Here is a 14,777-nt window from a genome sequence, read left to right on the forward strand (position 1 = left end):
AGAGGGGGAGTGGCGAGCCTTACCCCCGGCACTCACATCAGACGGCTGTGGCTGCTTCCTTCCGGACCTGACCAGGTTCACCATCCTGCGATGCGGGGAGACCCGCCACCGGTGATGCTATCACATCAGCCGCCGCCACGCCGGAAATGACGCAGAAAGTCGTCGATGAAATCCGCTTCCTGATCGACGCTGCCCCCGGTAAAAGAGATCGATACGTCGAGGCGCGGCAAATCGAGCACTCCCAGCCGCAACCTTGCCAGTGGCCGCCACGAAAGCGCCACGCGGCGTCCGGCGCGTTCGAGGCGCCAGCCGTCCGCCAGCCGCTCGGCCTTCCAGCCTGCCAGGAGCGGTTGCAACTGTCTCTCGAACTCGGCCGGCGTCAAGCTCATCGCGAATTGCGCCACATTGTCAGCCGCCGGCGATCGGCGGCCAGATCGCCAGCGCGTCGCCGGCGCACAATTGCCGTCGGCCGCGCTCGTGCGGCGGAATGTATTCACCGTTGACCAGAACCAGATGCACCATGCGCGGGGGCAGGGCCCACGCAGCGATCACCGCGGCAACGGTGCAGCCGTTGTCGACCTCCAATGGCAGCGAGTTGCTTTGTCGTGCGGCCGGCGGCAAGTAGTCCGAAAGCGAGGCGAACAGCTTGAAGGTGATTTCCATCAACGCACAGCGGCGATTCCCCGGGCGAGGTAGGCCTCGCTGAGCCGCAGGGGGTTGGCGAGCAGACGTGTCTTCCATTCGCCGAGGCGCACTCGCCCCTGGATGAGGCCGCGCAGCACCCCGATATGTTCGGTGTGACCAATGCTGTTGGCGCCGACCAGGCGATCGCCGTCGAACGCCAGGCGCAGGTAGCGATACTCGGCTTCGTCGAGCAGTTGCGCGGCTTCACCGCCCGGAACTCCCTGCCATTGGCCGAAAGAGGCCGAAATCAGGCCCAGAGTGTCGAGCACGTTGAAAATGAAGGTGCCGGGCAAGGCCGCTGGCCGCCCGGCCATGTTGAGCGCCGCGATCCGCGCCTGCTCGACCGCGTCCGGTTGTATGGCGTTTACGACGCGCCGACCGGTGCCGAACTCGATCGCCTCGGCAACGTCGCCGGCGGCATAAATGCCGGCGACACTGGTCTGCATCGAGCCGTCGACGAGGATACCCGCCGCCACCTCGATACCGCTCCCTTCGAGGAAAGCGACGTTCGGCTTGACGCCGGTCGCGCTGATCAGCGCATCGACCTCCAGCGTCTCGCCGTCGTCGAGTTCGACGCGCAGGGCCTTGCCGGCGGGGGCGATGCCGACGACCCGCCGACCAGTGCGAATGCGAACGCCCTTGGTCTCGCACCAGCGCTGAATCATCGCCCCTGCCACCTCGTCCATCATCCGCGGCACCATCCTGTCGCCCATTTCGACGACAGTGAGTTGCGGACCACGTGCTGCCAGCGATTCCATGATGATGCAGCCGATGAAACCGGCACCCATCTGCAGGACGCGGGCACCCGTTCCGATGCTCGCGGCAATCGCGCGCGCGTCTGCCAGCGTCCAGCACGAGAGGACCTTGGGCAACTCGATCCCCGGCACCGGCGGGCGAACCGGGTGCGCTCCCGTGGCGATGAGCAGGCGATCGTAGGCCAGCACCTCGCCATCGGTCAGCGATACGCAGCCTTTACCCGTATCGACCGCCGCGACGCGCCCGTGCAGCAGACGAATGCGCAGCCTCGCGAAATGATCCGCATCCTTGCGCAGATAGGTTCCCGCCTCGTCGATCTCGCCCATCAGCAGATACGGGATCGCCATTCGCGAGTACGGCGGCTCCGCCTCGTCCCCGATCAGCGTAATTTCGGCGTGCGCATCCAGGCGCCGCAGTGTCTCGGCTGCAACGACCCCGGCCGGGCCGTTGCCGATGATCACATGACGGATCACCTCAGAGACCCAGGCGAGCGCGCGTGGCCGCGGTCGGAACGCCTTCCGCAGTCCAGCCGCGCAGGCTGTAGTACGCCGGCAGCATCTTCCCGATTTCGGCGACCATGCCCTTGGACGCCCCGGTCTTGCAGGGCTCGGTGAGCAGTCGCGGAGGCAGCGTGTCGTCCTTGCCGGTCAGGCCGGCCGCCAGATTGAAGTCGCGTTCGAGATTCCAGATCCGCTCGCCCATCGCGAGCAGCGATTCCAGCGACCAGTCGCCAGGACACGCCGCCTGAATCTGCGGCTGAATGTCGTTCATCGTCCAGGCGAAGGTGGTGAATACGCACAGGCCGCTCGAGTCGACGACGGCAGTGGCGTCCTGGAAGGCTTTCAGCAAGCCGGGCTTGCCCTCGGTTTCGCGCGGGTCGGTCTTTATCGGAATACCGAACACCTCGCTCGATACCATGTAGCCACGCAAATGGCAGGCGCCGCGATTCGAAGTCGCATAGGCAAGCCCCATCCCCTGCAGCGCGCGTCCGTCGTAAGCCGGAAACTCCTGCCCTTTCACGGTCATCGAAAGATCCGGCCGGCCATAGCGCGTGCAGAGACGTTTCGACCCGAGCCCGATGACCTTGCCGAAACCCTCGCCACGAGCGGTCATCTCGGCCAGCTGGCACAGCGCCTGTGCCGAGCCAAAAGGCGCTTCGAGGCCGATTTCTTCCTTGCCCAGGATGCCCAGCTCGTACAGTTCCATGACCGCGCCGACCGTTGCCCCGAACGAAATCGGGTCCATGCCGTCTTCGTTGCACAGCAGATTGGCGTACTGCAGCGCCTCCAGGTCGTCGACGCCATTGGCATTGCCAAGCGCCCAGGCGGCTTCGTATTCGAGCCCACCGCTCGCCCCCCAATACTCCGGCTTGGTCTCCACCGAAAAATGCTTCTCGTCGATCCGTGAAATGCGACCGCAGGCAATCGTGCAACCGAAGCAGGCCTGGTTGGTCACCAGATGCGCCTTGCCGTCGCTGGCGCGCTTCTCGTGCATGGCTTCCGCCGAAATCTTGCGCGCCCCCTCGAACTGCACGTCGCGGTGGTTGCGCGTCGGCGACGCACCCATTTCGTTGATGACGTTCATCAGCACCTGCGTGCCGTAGGTGGGGAGACCCTGGCCGGTCACCGCGTTTTCGGCGAGTACCTTCTTGCCGGCGGCGACAGCTGCCATGAACGCCTTCGGATCGGCAATGTTGCCGACTCCGCGCGTGCCACGCACGGCGACCGCCTTGAGGTTCTTCGAGCCCATCACCGCGCCGACTCCGGAACGACCGGCGGCGCGATGCAGATCGTTGACAATGGCAGCGAACAGCACCTGGTTCTCGCCGGCGCGGCCGATACTCGACACGCGCAGCAAGGGGTCCTGATGACGCTTCTTGAGAGAGTCTTCGGTCTCCCACACCGTCCTGCCCCACAGATCGTCCGCGGGTTGCAGCGTTGCCTGCTCGTTTTCGATGTGCAGATAGACCGGATGCGGCGACTTGCCCTCGATGATGATCATGTCCCATCCGGCCGCTTTCAGTTCCGCCCCGAAATAGCCTCCCGAATTCGAGCAGGCAATTGCGCCGGTCAATGGTCCCTTAGTGATTACCGAGTAGCGACCGCCGGTCGAGGCCATCGTGCCGGTCAGCGGACCGGTGGCGAAGAGCAGTTTGTTATCCGGTGACAGCGGGTCCACCTTGGGATCGATCTCGCTCACCAGATACTTGCTGGCCAGCCCGCGTTGTCCGAGATACTGTGTGGCCCAGGCCATGTTCAGCGGTTCGCTGAGGCAACTGCCCTGGGTCAGGTTGACGCGAAGAATCTTGCGTGTCCAAGCCATGATCGTTCCTCCTCAAATGCGTGCCACATTGTCGGTCTTCTGTGCCCACCGGCGCATCCGTTCGAGGCCCGTCCAGTCTGCGTCGACGTAGGTGATGGCAGCGGTCGGACAAGCCGCAGCGCAGGCCGGGTCGCCGTCGCAAAGGTCGCATTTCTGGACCTTGCCCGAGTCGTGGTTGTAGTTGATCGTCCCGAAGGGGCAGGCAATCGTGCATACCTTGCAGCCCACGCAAACCGCGTCCAGGACGATCTTGGCACCCGTGGCACCGTCGATCCTGATCGCTTCCACCGGGCAGGCATTGAGACACCACGCTTCCGCGCACTGCGTGCAGGTGTAGGGAATCTTGCGCCCTTCGTGATGAAAGTCGAATACCTTGATGCGCGACTTGGACGGGTTGAAGAGTCCGGTATTCTCGTACGAACAGGCCATTTCGCACTGCAGGCAACCGGTGCACTTGCCCGGATCGATGTGCAGGGATTTCTGCATGACGTCGCCTCCTCCGTTGAATGATCAATGATCCAGCCGACCGAAGCCGCTCCTTCCTTCGCGACCACCGATTCACTATAGAGACTGCATCGGACGAATGAAAGTTGCACTGCAACAATGTCACCCGCGCAGTACCTGACGCACCGGCCGAAAGGATTCGCACCCACCGTTTCGCGCTGGCCGGCCGATCGCGCCTTCCGTTCTGCGCCGGGGGAGAATACCATTGGCCGCTCCACCAACACTCCTGCCGAGACACCGATGAGCGAAAGCGACGAAATCCTGGCCATTCCGCTGTGGCTCAACGGACACGCCTATCTGACGATGCCGCCCGCGTTTTTCGATGTCCGCGACGCGCGCAGTGGCCAGATCAGGCGGCGCACGCCGCTGTGCGGCGCCAGGGAGGCGCAGGCTGCGGTCGATGCGGCGTGTGACGCACTTCAGTCCTGGGCGACCTTGACCGTGGAAGCGCGCGCGAGACTGCTCACGCGGCTGGCCGAAGCGCTGTCCGGCTACGCCGATCACTTTGCCGGCCTGATCGGCGAGGAGACGGGCAAGGATGGCGCGGCGGCAGGCGCCGAGGTGACCGCGGCGGTGCACGTACTGCGCGCAGTGGCAACGGCCGGCGCCGGTACCGGCGGCAACGGCGTCGTGGCAGTCGTCAGCGACCAGCTCGCGCCCTTGCTCGGCCCGCTGCAACTTGCCACTCCGGCGCTGCTCGGGGGCGCGACGATCGTCCTCAAACCAAGCCCACAAGCGCCTTCTGCCGCCTTTGCCCTGGCCGAACTGACGGCGCGCGCCGGTTTTCCGGGTGGCGTGGTCAATCTCCTGCACGGCGACCTCGCGGCCGTCGAAGGGCTCTGTTCCGCCCCGGCGGTGAGCATGGTGCGCTTTGCCGGCGATCGCGAACTCGGCACCCGGGTGGCGGCGATCGCCACCCGCCACGGCAAACCTTTCCTGGACTGAGAGATGCACCATATCGTCTATCTCGAACGAGACTCGGTCGTTGCCGAAGTGCGCCGGCCGGATTTCCCCCATCACTGGGTCGAGTACCCGAAAAGCTCGCAGCGACAAGTCGCTGAGCGCCTCGCCGGAGCGACGATCGCGATCGTCAACAAGTTGCAGATCGATGCCGAGCTGATCGCTGTGCTGCCCACCTTGCAGATGGTCGCGGTGGCCGCTACCGGGACCAACAACGTCGACCTCATTGCCTGTCGGGCGCGCGGCATCGTCGTCTCGAACATTCGTGGCTATGCGGCGCACACCGTTCCGGAGCACGTCTTCGCGCTGCTCCTGGCGCTTTCGCGCAATCTGCCCGCCTATCGACAGGCAGTGGCTGCCGGCAGTTGGCAGCGTTCCGACCAGTTCTGCTGCTTCGCTGATCCGATTCGCGATCTGCACGGCGCAACCCTCGCGCTGATCGGCAGCGGCAATCTCGGTAACGGTGTCGCCCGCCTCGCCGAAGCCTTTGGCATGCGCGTCCTGCGCGGCGAACGCAAGCAGGCAACGAGCGTGCGTCCGGGCTACACCCCCTTCGCACAGGTCTTGCGCGAAGCCGACGCGATCTCGCTGCACTGTCCGTTGACCGAGGCGACCTGGAATCTGATTGGCGAGAGCGAATTGCGCGCAATGAAGCCGACCGCGCTGCTGATCAACACTGCTCGTGGCGGCCTGGTCGACGAAGCGGCACTGGCCAGCGCGCTGCGACAACGCTGGATCGGCGGCGCTGCTTTCGATGTGCTGACCGTCGAACCACCGAGTGCCGGTAACCCGCTGCTGGCGCCGGACTTGCTAGCATTGCCCAATTTTCTCCTGACGCCGCATGTCGCCTGGGCAAGCCAGCCGGCCATGCAGGCCCTTGCCGAGCAGTTGACCAGCAACCTCGAAGCCTTTGCGCGCGGCGAAGCGCAGAACCGGGTGGCCTGACGCGGCACGCGGTGTCTGCTTGCGCCGGCAAGCTCTGCGCACTCGTCTTGCCATCCGTCTTGCATTCCCCGCAGCAGCACTCGACCTGTCCGGCTGCCAGGCGGACCACGGTCAGGCGGCAGCCGCGTAGCTCCCTGACCGAAACTCGATGCTCGAAAAAGCACCGCGCTCGCGGAGCAGTCGCAAATGGTCTGGGCGCCTCTTGCCATAGCTCACCGCGAGCCGATCGAGGTAGCGCAGCCAGGCGTCGGGGTTGGCCCTGTCCACCGCTGCCGCCTCCTGGGGCAGCTTGGCATTCCAGACCTCGTAGCGGTAGACGAAGTCAGCCCAGTCGTACAACAGCTCGCCCGTGCTCCAAATTCTCACCGCGTTCGGGTCGGCGCCTGCGTCGAGCAGGATGCGCAACATCTCGACGTCCATGTTCAGTACCGCCGACAGCAATGGCCCACAACCGTCGCGACCGAGACGCCGCGGGTCGGCGCCGAGCCGCAACATTTCCCTGACGATGGCGTGCTTCGGGGCCGCCGGACAATGCTCCAGGTCGCTGATCACCCGCTCCAGAATCGTATCGCCGAAGCGATCCGTTCCGTTCAGATCAAACCCACCCGTCACCTGCGCGCGCATCGTGTCGAGGTCGCCCGCGCAGGCGGTCGCCACGAAGGTCCGGATCTGCTCTTCGTGTTCGGTCGGTGCGCGCTGTATCTTGTCCATCCCACACTCCTCTTTCGCTACCCGTGACGGCCGCGCAGTGCAACCTTCCGCTTGCCGACGTCAGGCCGATCGACGTCGCTGCACACCGTATACGCGGCGCCCTGCGTGACGGATTCTGCAGGCAGGCCCGGGGACTGCGGGTGGCCAAGCGTCCTGCGCTCTCCAGAACACGCGGTGTCGGTCTCGGCCGACGCGCACGCATGGCCGACTGCCCGGCAATGGCCTGCGTGGCCTCTCACCGCAGCCTGCGTGCAGCGCTTCGCGCTGGCTGGGTCCCGGCGACACGAACGCAGCCCGACTCGCCCGATCGCGCGCTGTGCCGCCCGCCAGTCGGGCCGCGCGGAGAGCGCCGACTCCAGGGCATCGATGGCCTGCTGGTAACGTCGCAACCGAAGCAGTACCAGCCCAAGGTCATACCAGGCGACCGCCAGGGGCGATCCCTGAGCGCGCGCCGCACGCAGACAGTGGGCCGCGGCGCTCAGTCTGCCGTCGTGGTGCACACCATCACCTCGGTCGAGAAGGTACCTGGCCGTGGCGTCGAAAGTCTGGATTGCCGCTTCGCGGCGCTGACTACGGTAATAGATCAGACCGAGAAACAGGCGCGACACGGCGTCGTCGGGAACCGCCTCAAGGATGCCGAGGGCGAGCCGCTCGGCCCGCGGCAAATCACCGTCCTGATATGAGGTACCGAGGAGGTCGAGAAGTGCCTCGATCATCGACCACCCCCCGTTGCCGACGAACACCGGCAATCGAGTTCCAGGCAGTCGTTCGGGACGGTCACGCCCGACAATGCTTCAGCAACTTTCCCCGACATGACAGCTACTCCAGGCAGTTGACTCGACGGGTGGATTCTCGCCTGCAGTCGAGGTCCCGGATAGCGGAAAAAGTCCCGTTTTGCGCGGGAAATTTTCCCGGGACGCAGAGGGTTGCCCCGGACCGTTCGTCGGAGCGGGTGCATTCCAACCGCACCATTGACGATTTCTCTCCGACGATCTGCTGCATGCGCCGCATGCGCCGCGGGATAGTCGCGGCTCGCCGGTGTTTGCGTGGATAATCGCGCCATGATCACTGTTCCTCTCCACCAGCTTGGCAGCTTAGAGGCCACCCGGGGCGTACCAGACCTCCGCAAGGAAAACGACCGACGCAATTTCCCGGCGCGCGCTCGGCACCGCATTTGCCCGGAAACCCGGCAAGCAGTTACGTCCGACGTCTGTCGCAGATCGGAAGAAGCGAGACCGAAGCCGACAACGGCGTACGACACCAACCGTCGCGCCGAGGCGACATGCAGCCGCTAAGGAACTCCCCGTACGACTCGATCGCCGTGCTCGACGAGAACGGCGTGATCATCAGCGTCAACCAGGGCTGGCGAGCATTTGCCGAGAGCAACGGCGGCAGCGCTGCACTGGCAGCAGGGATTGGCATCGATTATCTGGCCGCCGTGCGATGCGCGGCGATCACCGACTCGCTTGCCGCTGCTGCGTTAAAGGGCAGCGAAGCGGTACTGGCAGGCCAGCAAACGCTGTTCGCCCTCGAGTACCCCTGCCATTCCCCCGACCGCGAGCGCTGGTTCGAACTTCACGTCACCCCGCGACAAGGCGCTGCCAAGGGAATCGTCGTCGGCCACCGCGATATCACCGCCCGCAGGCTGGCTGAAAGCGAGGTCGAAGAGTGCACGGTGAAACGGCATCATAACGAGCGCGACCTGACTGCGGTATTGAACAGCGTCTCGTCGATGATCGGCTACTGGGACCGCAATCTGCGCAACCGCTTCGCCAATCGAGCCTATCGCGACTGGTTCGGAATCGACCCGGCAACGATTCCGGGCAAGCACATCCGAGAAGTGATCGGTGAGGAACGCTACCGTCTCAACCGGCCCTACATCGACGCCGTACTCGCTGGTGCGGCGCAACAGTTCGAACGGCCCATTCCCTCGCCGGATGGGCTCGCAGTGCGCCACGCGCTGGCCCGCTACGTCCCGGACATGGACGAAGGTAAGGTACAGGGTTTCTTCGTCGAAGTCGTGGACGTCTCCTCGATCAAGCGAAGCGAGCAGGCGCTGCAACGCGCACAGGAAATCGGCAGGCTTGGCAGTTTCGTTCGGGAGTTGTCGTCGGAGACGTGGGTCGGCAGTCCGATGCTGGAGCAGATTTTCGGCATTGGCCCCGATTACGATCACACTGTCGACGGCTGGGAGCGCTTGCTGCATCCCGACGATCGTCAGGCGATTGGGGCCTACCGCAATGGGGTGATCACCAGAAGAGACGTTTTCAACCGGGAATACCGGATCATTCGGCCACGCGATGGCGCCGTGCGCTGGATGCACGGCCTTGCCGAGATTGAATGCGGCGCGGATGGCAACCCGCAGCGCATGGTCGGCACGGTGCAGGACGTCACCGAACGCAAAATGGCCGAGGAGGCGACACGAGTACTGCTCGACGAGAACACCCGGCTGGTACGCCGGCTTCTTGCCGTACAGGAGCGGGAGCGCGCAGACCTGGCACGCGAACTGCATGACGAATTGTCCCAGCACCTGACGGCGATTCGCGCCTTCGCCGGTGCCATCGAACGCGACGGTGCGCCTGAGCGGACAGCGATCAAGGCCGCGGCGCGAGCCATAGACGATTCGGCACGTTCGATCTACGAAGTTTCACACCGCTTGATGGAGGGTCTGCATCCGAATCTTCTCGACGCCGCCGGCATCGTCGAGGCCATCGGCAACCTGCTCGACGGCTGGGGGCAACAGCATCCGGAAATCGAGTGGCGGGCGTCGCTTGCCCGGGACCTGGTCTGCCACGCGGAATCGGTACGGGTGACCGTTTATCGAGTCGTTCAGGAGTGCCTGAGCAACGTTGCTCGCCATGCCGACGCCCGCCGCCTGCGGGTATTCCTTGCCGGCCGCAAGCACCCGGACGGGGAGAAGCTGCGCCTGATCATCCGTGACGATGGTCACGGCATGGACGTTCACGCGCCGCATTCCGGATTCGGCCTGCTGGGAATGCGAGAGCGCGTGCTCAGCCTGGGCGGTTCCTTGCGACTCGAGAGTCCGCGAGGCGGCGGCACGCGGGTGCGAGTGATCCTGCCCAACGAATGAAGCTGCCAGATTCTGCCGTCGCTCACGGCTCGACCAGGCCCTGCCGGATGGCCATGCGGGCCATCTCGGCAGAACTCGACACCCCCAGCTTGGCCTTGACCCGCGTGAAATGATTGCTCACGGTCTTGGCACTCAGGTTGAGGGTGCTCGCGCAATCGGCCAGCGAGCTTCCTTCGCTGAGCAGTTTGAAGACCTGGAACTCGCGCTGGGTGAGCCGCTTGAACGATGGAGTGACCGAAGAGCGACGACCGTTCACCATGCTCGGCAGCATGTCGGAACTGACGAACGATTCGCCGCGCGCCGCCTTTTTCAGGCCCTCCAACAGCGTATCGACGTTGCTGCCCTTGGTCACGAAGCCGATGGCACCGGCCTCCAGCGACCGTTCGAGCAGCACCGGAGAATTGTGCACGCTGTACACGAGGATGGATGCCTGCGGGTCAAGTGCACGAATCCGCCGGATCGCTTCGATGCCACCAAAGCCTTTCATGCTCAAGTCCATGACCACGACGTCGGGGCGGCGATCACGGTACGCGGCATACGCCTCCTCGCCGCTGGCCACCTGCAGCAGGACACGCAACTCGTGGTCGGATCCGATCAGGCTGCACAGACCGGCGCGCAGGGCCGGGTGATCGTCAACGACCATCACGGTGACCGGCTTCAAACATCTCCTCAACGGAAACCCTTGCTCGCTCATGCAATCCCCCACTCCCGGCAGATGGTCGATTGACGCGGCCGATGCAGCCGCTCGGCTGGACGAAGTTCGTCAGGTACCGGCATATCCCTATGCATGCGGTATTTTACCCGCTAGCTCATGGGCTGTCGCGGAAACGAGCAACGCCCCGGGTCGACCAGCAGGCGAGCCGCTGCTCAGTTCTTGCGCAGGCGCTTCTCGATGCCGACGACGAGATAGGCCAGGATGCCCACGGCGAAGATTTCGATCCACTCCTGTGCGCCGATTGGCGCCGTGGCGAACAGACGATTGAGCAGCGGCAGATAGGTCAGCAAGCCTTGCAACACGGCCATGATCAGGACGCCATACCAGACCGCGGGATTGGAAAACAGACCGACGCGCAGCGCCGACAGGGTCAGCGAACGGCAATTGAACAGATACATCGCCTGCACGACGACGAAGACATTGAGCGCCACGGTGCGCGCTTCGGCCAGCGAGTGCCCCTGCGCCAATTCGAACAGGAACAGTCCGAACGAACCGGCCAGCAGCAGCACGCTGACCAGTACGTTCCGCCAGACCAGCGGCGCGTCGAGAATCGGCGTCGCCGGGGGACGCGGCGGACGATGCATGACGTGCTGTTCAATCGGCTCGAACGCGAGCATCAGTCCGAGAAAGACCGCGGTGGTCATGTTGATCCAGAGGATCTGCAGGGGGGTGATCGGCAGCGTCGCGCCGGCGACGATCGCGGCGACGATGACCAGACCTTCGCCGAAGTTGGTTGGCAGCGTCCAGGTGATGAATTTCACCAGATTGTCGTAGACGCCCCGCCCCTCCTCGACCGCCGCCTCGATCGCGGCAAAATCGTCGTCGGTCAATACCATGTCGGCGGCGTCCTTGGCCACCTCGGTGCCACCCAGGCCCATGGCGATGCCAATATCGGCCTGCTTCAGCGCCGGGGCGTCGTTGACCCCGTCGCCGGTCATCGCCACCACTTCGCCATTGGCCTGCAGCGCACGCACCAGGCGCAGTTTCTGCTCTGGTTCGACGCGGGCAAAGACGTTCACCCGGTGCACCGCGTGCCGCAGTTCTTCATCGTCGAGCGCGGCCAGTTCGCGGCCGGTGAGCACCGGCTGGCCGATCTTGGCAATCCCCAACTGGCGCGCGATCGACAGCGCCGTCACCGCATGGTCGCCGGTAATCATTTTCACCACGATGCCGGCTGTGTGGCAAGTCCTGACCGCGGCAATCGCCTTCGCGCGCGGCGGATCGACCATTCCGACCAGGCCAACGAACTGCAAGCCCTCGTCGCTGCCGACCGCATCCAGTGATCTTGCCGAATCGACGGCGAGACGTGCCACGGCGAGCACGCGCAAGCCTTCCGCTGCCATACCGCGAGCGACCTGTTCGATCTCGTCGTGGCGCAGTTCAACCACGGCCCCGTCCCCGTCGAGCATGGCGAGCGAGCGCGGCAGCAATTTTTCGAGCGCGCCCTTGAAATAGGCGAAGCGCGCGCCTTCGATCTCGTGCAGGGTGACCATGTACTGGCGCATCGAATCGAAGGGAATCTCGTCGAGGCGCGGAAACAGCTTCTGCAGGGTTCGCTCGTCGAGACCTGCCTTGCGCGCCACGACCAGCAACGCACCTTCGGTGGGGTCTCCGACCACCTCCCAATGCCGATTGCTCTTTCTCAGTGCAGCGTCGTTGCACAGGACCCCGGCCAGCAGGCACTCGCGCAGGGCACCGGTGACCGGCTGTCCGTCACCGATGCGGCCGTTCGGCGAATAACCGCTGCCGGCGACCGCCGTTCGCATGCCGCCAGCGTAGAGCTCGCGCACCGTCATCTGGTTCTCGGTCAGCGTTCCGGTCTTGTCGGAGCATATGACCGTCGTGCTGCCGAGCGTTTCCACCGCCGGCAGTTTGCGGATGATCGCACGCCGCCTGGCCATGCGCGAAACGCCGATGGCCAGAGTGATGGTCATCGCTGCCGGCAGTCCTTCGGGAATCGCGCCGACGGCAAGGGCCACCGCAGCCATGAACATATCGAAAGCCGATTCGCCACGCCACATGCCGACGGCAAAGGTGAACAGCGCCAGCAGGCCGATGGCAAGCAGCAGCCAGTTGCTGAATTCCGCCATCTTGCGCGTCAAAGGGGTCGTCAGATCGGGCGCGGCGGCGATCAGACGGGAAATGCGGCCAGTTTCCGTGCGATCGCCGATCGCCACCACCACCCCTGCACCCTGACCGCTGATCATCACCGTTCCTGCGTAAGCCATGTTCGCGCGCTCGGCAAGCAAGGTCCCCTCCGGCAAGGCTTCGCCATGCTTGGCAACGGCAGTCGATTCGCCGGTCAAAGCCGCTTCGATCGCCTGCAGGTCTTTTGCCCGGAACAGGCGCAGATCCGCCGGAACCTTGTCTCCGGCGGCCAACAGGACGACGTCGCCGGGTACCAGTTGGGTCGAGGACAGACGCTGCTTGCAGCCACCGCGAAGCACGGTCACCTCACTGGTAACCGAGCGTGCCAGAGCGGCGAGGGCGTTTTCGGCACGACCCTCCTGCACGAAGCCGATCACCGCATTGATCAACGTGACGCCAAAAATCACCCCGGCATCGACCCACTCACCGAGGATGGCCGTCACCAGACCGGCCAGCAGCAGGACCAACACCAACGGCTGGACGAACTGCAGGGCAAGACGCAGTACGGGTCCCTTGCCTGGTTTCGGACTGATCCGGTTTTCGCCGTGCGTCGCCCGTCGGCGGGCGATTTCGTCCTCGCCAAGGCCGTCTTCGAAACTCGCAGCCAGTCGGGCCGCTGCTTCATCGGCGGCCAGGCAGTGCCAGGCGATCGATTGCACCGCACCCTTTGCCGTTTCAGGCAACGGCGGAGGTAAATCGCCCTTTCGCTGTCTGCCCATCCTACCACCCTCCACAAAGTTCGGCGCGATCACTCTGCAGACCAGGGCCGCCGGCGGGACGCGCACCGCCGCTGTCGGGAAATTTTACACCGGTCGTCCCGGTGCCGCGATTTGCACTGCCACTCGGTTGATTCTACGATGGGAATGCAATTTGGTATGTTTCTTGCTTGAATTTCCAGATGGGCCACAATGTCTAAGTTGCATGCCCGGCGCACGGCATTTCAAGTGTTGCTTGGCTTCCTGCAGGCAAGCTTGCTCGCCGCCGGCGTGCTGGCGCACCCCGTTGCCGGTGAGGATGGCGCAACACCCGGCGGCACCACGAGCCGCAGCGATACTGGGGGGGCGCCGACCCTGGCAGGTGATTACTCGCCAGGCGACGGGAATCGTTCTCGGCCGTCGAACGATGTTGTCAGGGAATCCCCGGCGCAGTGGGGCGGGCAGGCACCCTTGGCCGTCCCCGGAGACTTCGCAGCTAGCGGACTCGATCCACCGTCATCAGCGCCACGCCCTGCGACCAACGCGAGACCCCAGCGAAGCATGTCTCCGGTACAAGTGGCAACGCCCGAGCAGACCATCGACGCCGCAGAACCCGAAATTGCCGCGTCGATCCGCGAGTTGCGCCAGTCGGCACGCGAAGCTGTCGCCACAGCTCTTGACGCGCACAAGGATCGGGAAGGGCGAGTCAATTTCTCGCTCGCCGGAATCGACGGCTTTCACTATGCAGCGCAAGGCGGCGAGGTGTCGATTGGGCATGGCGATGCGGCGTTGACGCTCTCCGAAAGCGGCGCTGGCGCCGCCGGCGGGCAGGCCGCACGCGGCCTGCCGCGCGAGCCCGGGGCGCCCGACACGAGCGCCACGCGCGAAATCGTTCATTTCGTCCTCGAGATCCTGCAGCACCCGTTGGTCTGGCTGCTGGTTTTTCTGCTCGTGATCGGAAAAATCGCGTTGATGATTGCCAGGCACCGTGGCCGGAAACGCAGAGGCCGCGACCGAGCGTACGCCAGGAGCCGGACCCGTGATGTGCCAGCCGAGAGAGGCGCGCCAGCCAAGGTCGTGCGCCAGCGCAAACGCATACGCATGCGCTTTCGCATCCGGCGGACGCCGTCGATGTCCGACATGCAGAAACTCTAGCCGCAAGAAATGATCCCTGCCGCCATTCGGCGCGGATCAGAACGCCAGTTGCAGACGAACGCCGGCGACCGTAGAACTCGGCAGGTACAGG

Annotated in this window: 13 protein-coding genes and 1 other RNA gene; 4 read left to right on the forward strand and 10 right to left on the reverse strand. The window is 64.7% G+C overall.

Going from position 1 to position 14,777, the window contains the following annotated elements:
• Positions 1-8: 8 nt before the first annotated feature.
• The 6 genes from ffs to NFV80_RS01675 all read right to left on the reverse strand — a co-directional run bounded on the left by ffs (position 9) and on the right by NFV80_RS01675 (position 4,248).
• Positions 9-107: signal recognition particle sRNA small type (gene ffs / locus NFV80_RS01650), an RNA gene on the reverse strand.
• Between the two features lie 18 nt (positions 108-125).
• Positions 126-389: a hypothetical protein gene (locus NFV80_RS01655; RefSeq protein ID WP_295325280.1), complete on the reverse strand. Its 264-nt coding sequence runs from the start codon at positions 387-389 to the stop codon at positions 126-128.
• A gap of 19 nt (positions 390-408) precedes the next feature.
• Positions 409-663: a MoaD/ThiS family protein gene (locus NFV80_RS01660; RefSeq protein WP_295325277.1), complete on the reverse strand. Its 255-nt coding sequence runs from the start codon at positions 661-663 to the stop codon at positions 409-411.
• A complete protein-coding gene (locus tag NFV80_RS01665) occupies positions 663-1,910 on the reverse strand; it encodes an FAD-dependent oxidoreductase (protein ID WP_295325376.1) in 1,248 nt (415 codons plus the stop codon). The genes NFV80_RS01660 and NFV80_RS01665 overlap by 1 nt, the downstream gene beginning before the upstream one ends.
• 4 nt (positions 1,911-1,914) lie before the next feature.
• A complete protein-coding gene (locus tag NFV80_RS01670) occupies positions 1,915-3,762 on the reverse strand; it encodes an aldehyde ferredoxin oxidoreductase family protein (protein ID WP_295325275.1) in 1,848 nt (615 codons plus the stop codon).
• 12 nt (positions 3,763-3,774) lie between these two features.
• On the reverse strand, positions 3,775-4,248 hold the full coding sequence (locus NFV80_RS01675; protein WP_295325272.1) for a 4Fe-4S dicluster domain-containing protein: 474 nt from the start codon (positions 4,246-4,248) through the stop codon (positions 3,775-3,777).
• A 258-nt stretch (positions 4,249-4,506) separates the two neighbouring features.
• Here NFV80_RS01675 and NFV80_RS01680 point away from each other — a divergent pair, with 258 nt between their 5' ends.
• Both NFV80_RS01680 and NFV80_RS01685 read left to right on the forward strand, forming a co-directional pair.
• Positions 4,507-5,211 carry an aldehyde dehydrogenase family protein gene (locus NFV80_RS01680; RefSeq protein WP_295325270.1) on the forward strand — a complete coding sequence of 235 codons (705 nt, stop codon included), beginning with the start codon at positions 4,507-4,509 and terminating at the stop codon, positions 5,209-5,211.
• Positions 5,212-5,214: 3 nt separating this feature from the next.
• Entirely contained in the window at positions 5,215-6,171 is a 957-nt protein-coding gene (locus NFV80_RS01685) for a D-2-hydroxyacid dehydrogenase (RefSeq protein ID WP_295325267.1), read from the forward strand.
• Between the two features lie 111 nt (positions 6,172-6,282).
• Here NFV80_RS01685 and NFV80_RS01690 read toward each other — a convergent pair whose 3' ends face one another.
• Together NFV80_RS01690 and NFV80_RS01695 are read right to left on the reverse strand one after the other, a co-directional pair.
• A complete protein-coding gene (locus tag NFV80_RS01690; protein ID WP_295325265.1) occupies positions 6,283-6,882 on the reverse strand; it encodes an ankyrin repeat domain-containing protein in 600 nt (199 codons plus the stop codon).
• A 17-nt stretch (positions 6,883-6,899) separates the two neighbouring features.
• Positions 6,900-7,598 (reverse strand): tetratricopeptide repeat protein, encoded by a 699-nt coding sequence (locus tag NFV80_RS01695; RefSeq protein ID WP_295325262.1) that lies wholly within the window; start codon positions 7,596-7,598, stop codon positions 6,900-6,902.
• A gap of 566 nt (positions 7,599-8,164) precedes the next feature.
• Here NFV80_RS01695 and NFV80_RS01700 point away from each other — a divergent pair.
• Positions 8,165-9,973 carry a PAS domain-containing protein gene (locus tag NFV80_RS01700; protein WP_295325259.1) on the forward strand — a complete coding sequence of 603 codons (1,809 nt, stop codon included), beginning with the start codon at positions 8,165-8,167 and terminating at the stop codon, positions 9,971-9,973.
• A gap of 22 nt (positions 9,974-9,995) precedes the next feature.
• Here NFV80_RS01700 and NFV80_RS01705 read toward each other — a convergent pair whose 3' ends face one another.
• Both NFV80_RS01705 and NFV80_RS01710 read right to left on the reverse strand, forming a co-directional pair.
• Positions 9,996-10,634 (reverse strand): response regulator transcription factor, encoded by a 639-nt coding sequence (locus NFV80_RS01705; RefSeq protein ID WP_295325257.1) that lies wholly within the window; start codon positions 10,632-10,634, stop codon positions 9,996-9,998.
• Between the two features lie 206 nt (positions 10,635-10,840).
• Positions 10,841-13,555 carry a cation-transporting P-type ATPase gene (locus tag NFV80_RS01710; protein WP_296757623.1) on the reverse strand — a complete coding sequence of 905 codons (2,715 nt, stop codon included), beginning with the start codon at positions 13,553-13,555 and terminating at the stop codon, positions 10,841-10,843.
• Between the two features lie 537 nt (positions 13,556-14,092).
• Here NFV80_RS01710 and NFV80_RS01715 point away from each other — a divergent pair.
• On the forward strand, positions 14,093-14,686 hold the full coding sequence (locus tag NFV80_RS01715; RefSeq protein ID WP_295325255.1) for a hypothetical protein: 594 nt from the start codon (positions 14,093-14,095) through the stop codon (positions 14,684-14,686).
• Positions 14,687-14,777 lie beyond the last annotated feature (91 nt).

This window comes from Accumulibacter sp., from assembly GCF_023806565.1.
Lineage (GTDB): Bacteria > Pseudomonadota > Gammaproteobacteria > Burkholderiales > Rhodocyclaceae > Accumulibacter.

Excerpts from the sequence above, each read along its gene's own strand:
- NFV80_RS01655 (WP_295325280.1), bottom strand. The coding sequence starts at position 389 with ATGAGCTTGACGCCGGCCGAGTTCGAGAGACAGTTGCAACCGCTCCTG.
- NFV80_RS01660 (WP_295325277.1), bottom strand. The coding sequence starts at position 663 with ATGGAAATCACCTTCAAGCTGTTCGCCTCGCTTTCGGACTACTTGCCG.
- NFV80_RS01670 (WP_295325275.1), bottom strand. The coding sequence starts at position 3,762 with ATGGCTTGGACACGCAAGATTCTTCGCGTCAACCTGACCCAGGGCAGT.
- NFV80_RS01675 (WP_295325272.1), bottom strand. The coding sequence starts at position 4,248 with ATGCAGAAATCCCTGCACATCGATCCGGGCAAGTGCACCGGTTGCCTG.
- NFV80_RS01680 (WP_295325270.1), top strand. The coding sequence starts at position 4,507 with ATGAGCGAAAGCGACGAAATCCTGGCCATTCCGCTGTGGCTCAACGGA.
- NFV80_RS01685 (WP_295325267.1), top strand. The coding sequence starts at position 5,215 with ATGCACCATATCGTCTATCTCGAACGAGACTCGGTCGTTGCCGAAGTG.
- NFV80_RS01690 (WP_295325265.1), bottom strand. The coding sequence starts at position 6,882 with ATGGACAAGATACAGCGCGCACCGACCGAACACGAAGAGCAGATCCGG.
- NFV80_RS01695 (WP_295325262.1), bottom strand. The coding sequence starts at position 7,598 with ATGATCGAGGCACTTCTCGACCTCCTCGGTACCTCATATCAGGACGGT.
- NFV80_RS01700 (WP_295325259.1), top strand. The coding sequence starts at position 8,165 with ATGCAGCCGCTAAGGAACTCCCCGTACGACTCGATCGCCGTGCTCGAC.
- NFV80_RS01710 (WP_296757623.1), bottom strand. The coding sequence starts at position 13,555 with ATGGGCAGACAGCGAAAGGGCGATTTACCTCCGCCGTTGCCTGAAACG.
- NFV80_RS01715 (WP_295325255.1), top strand. The coding sequence starts at position 14,093 with ATGTCTCCGGTACAAGTGGCAACGCCCGAGCAGACCATCGACGCCGCA.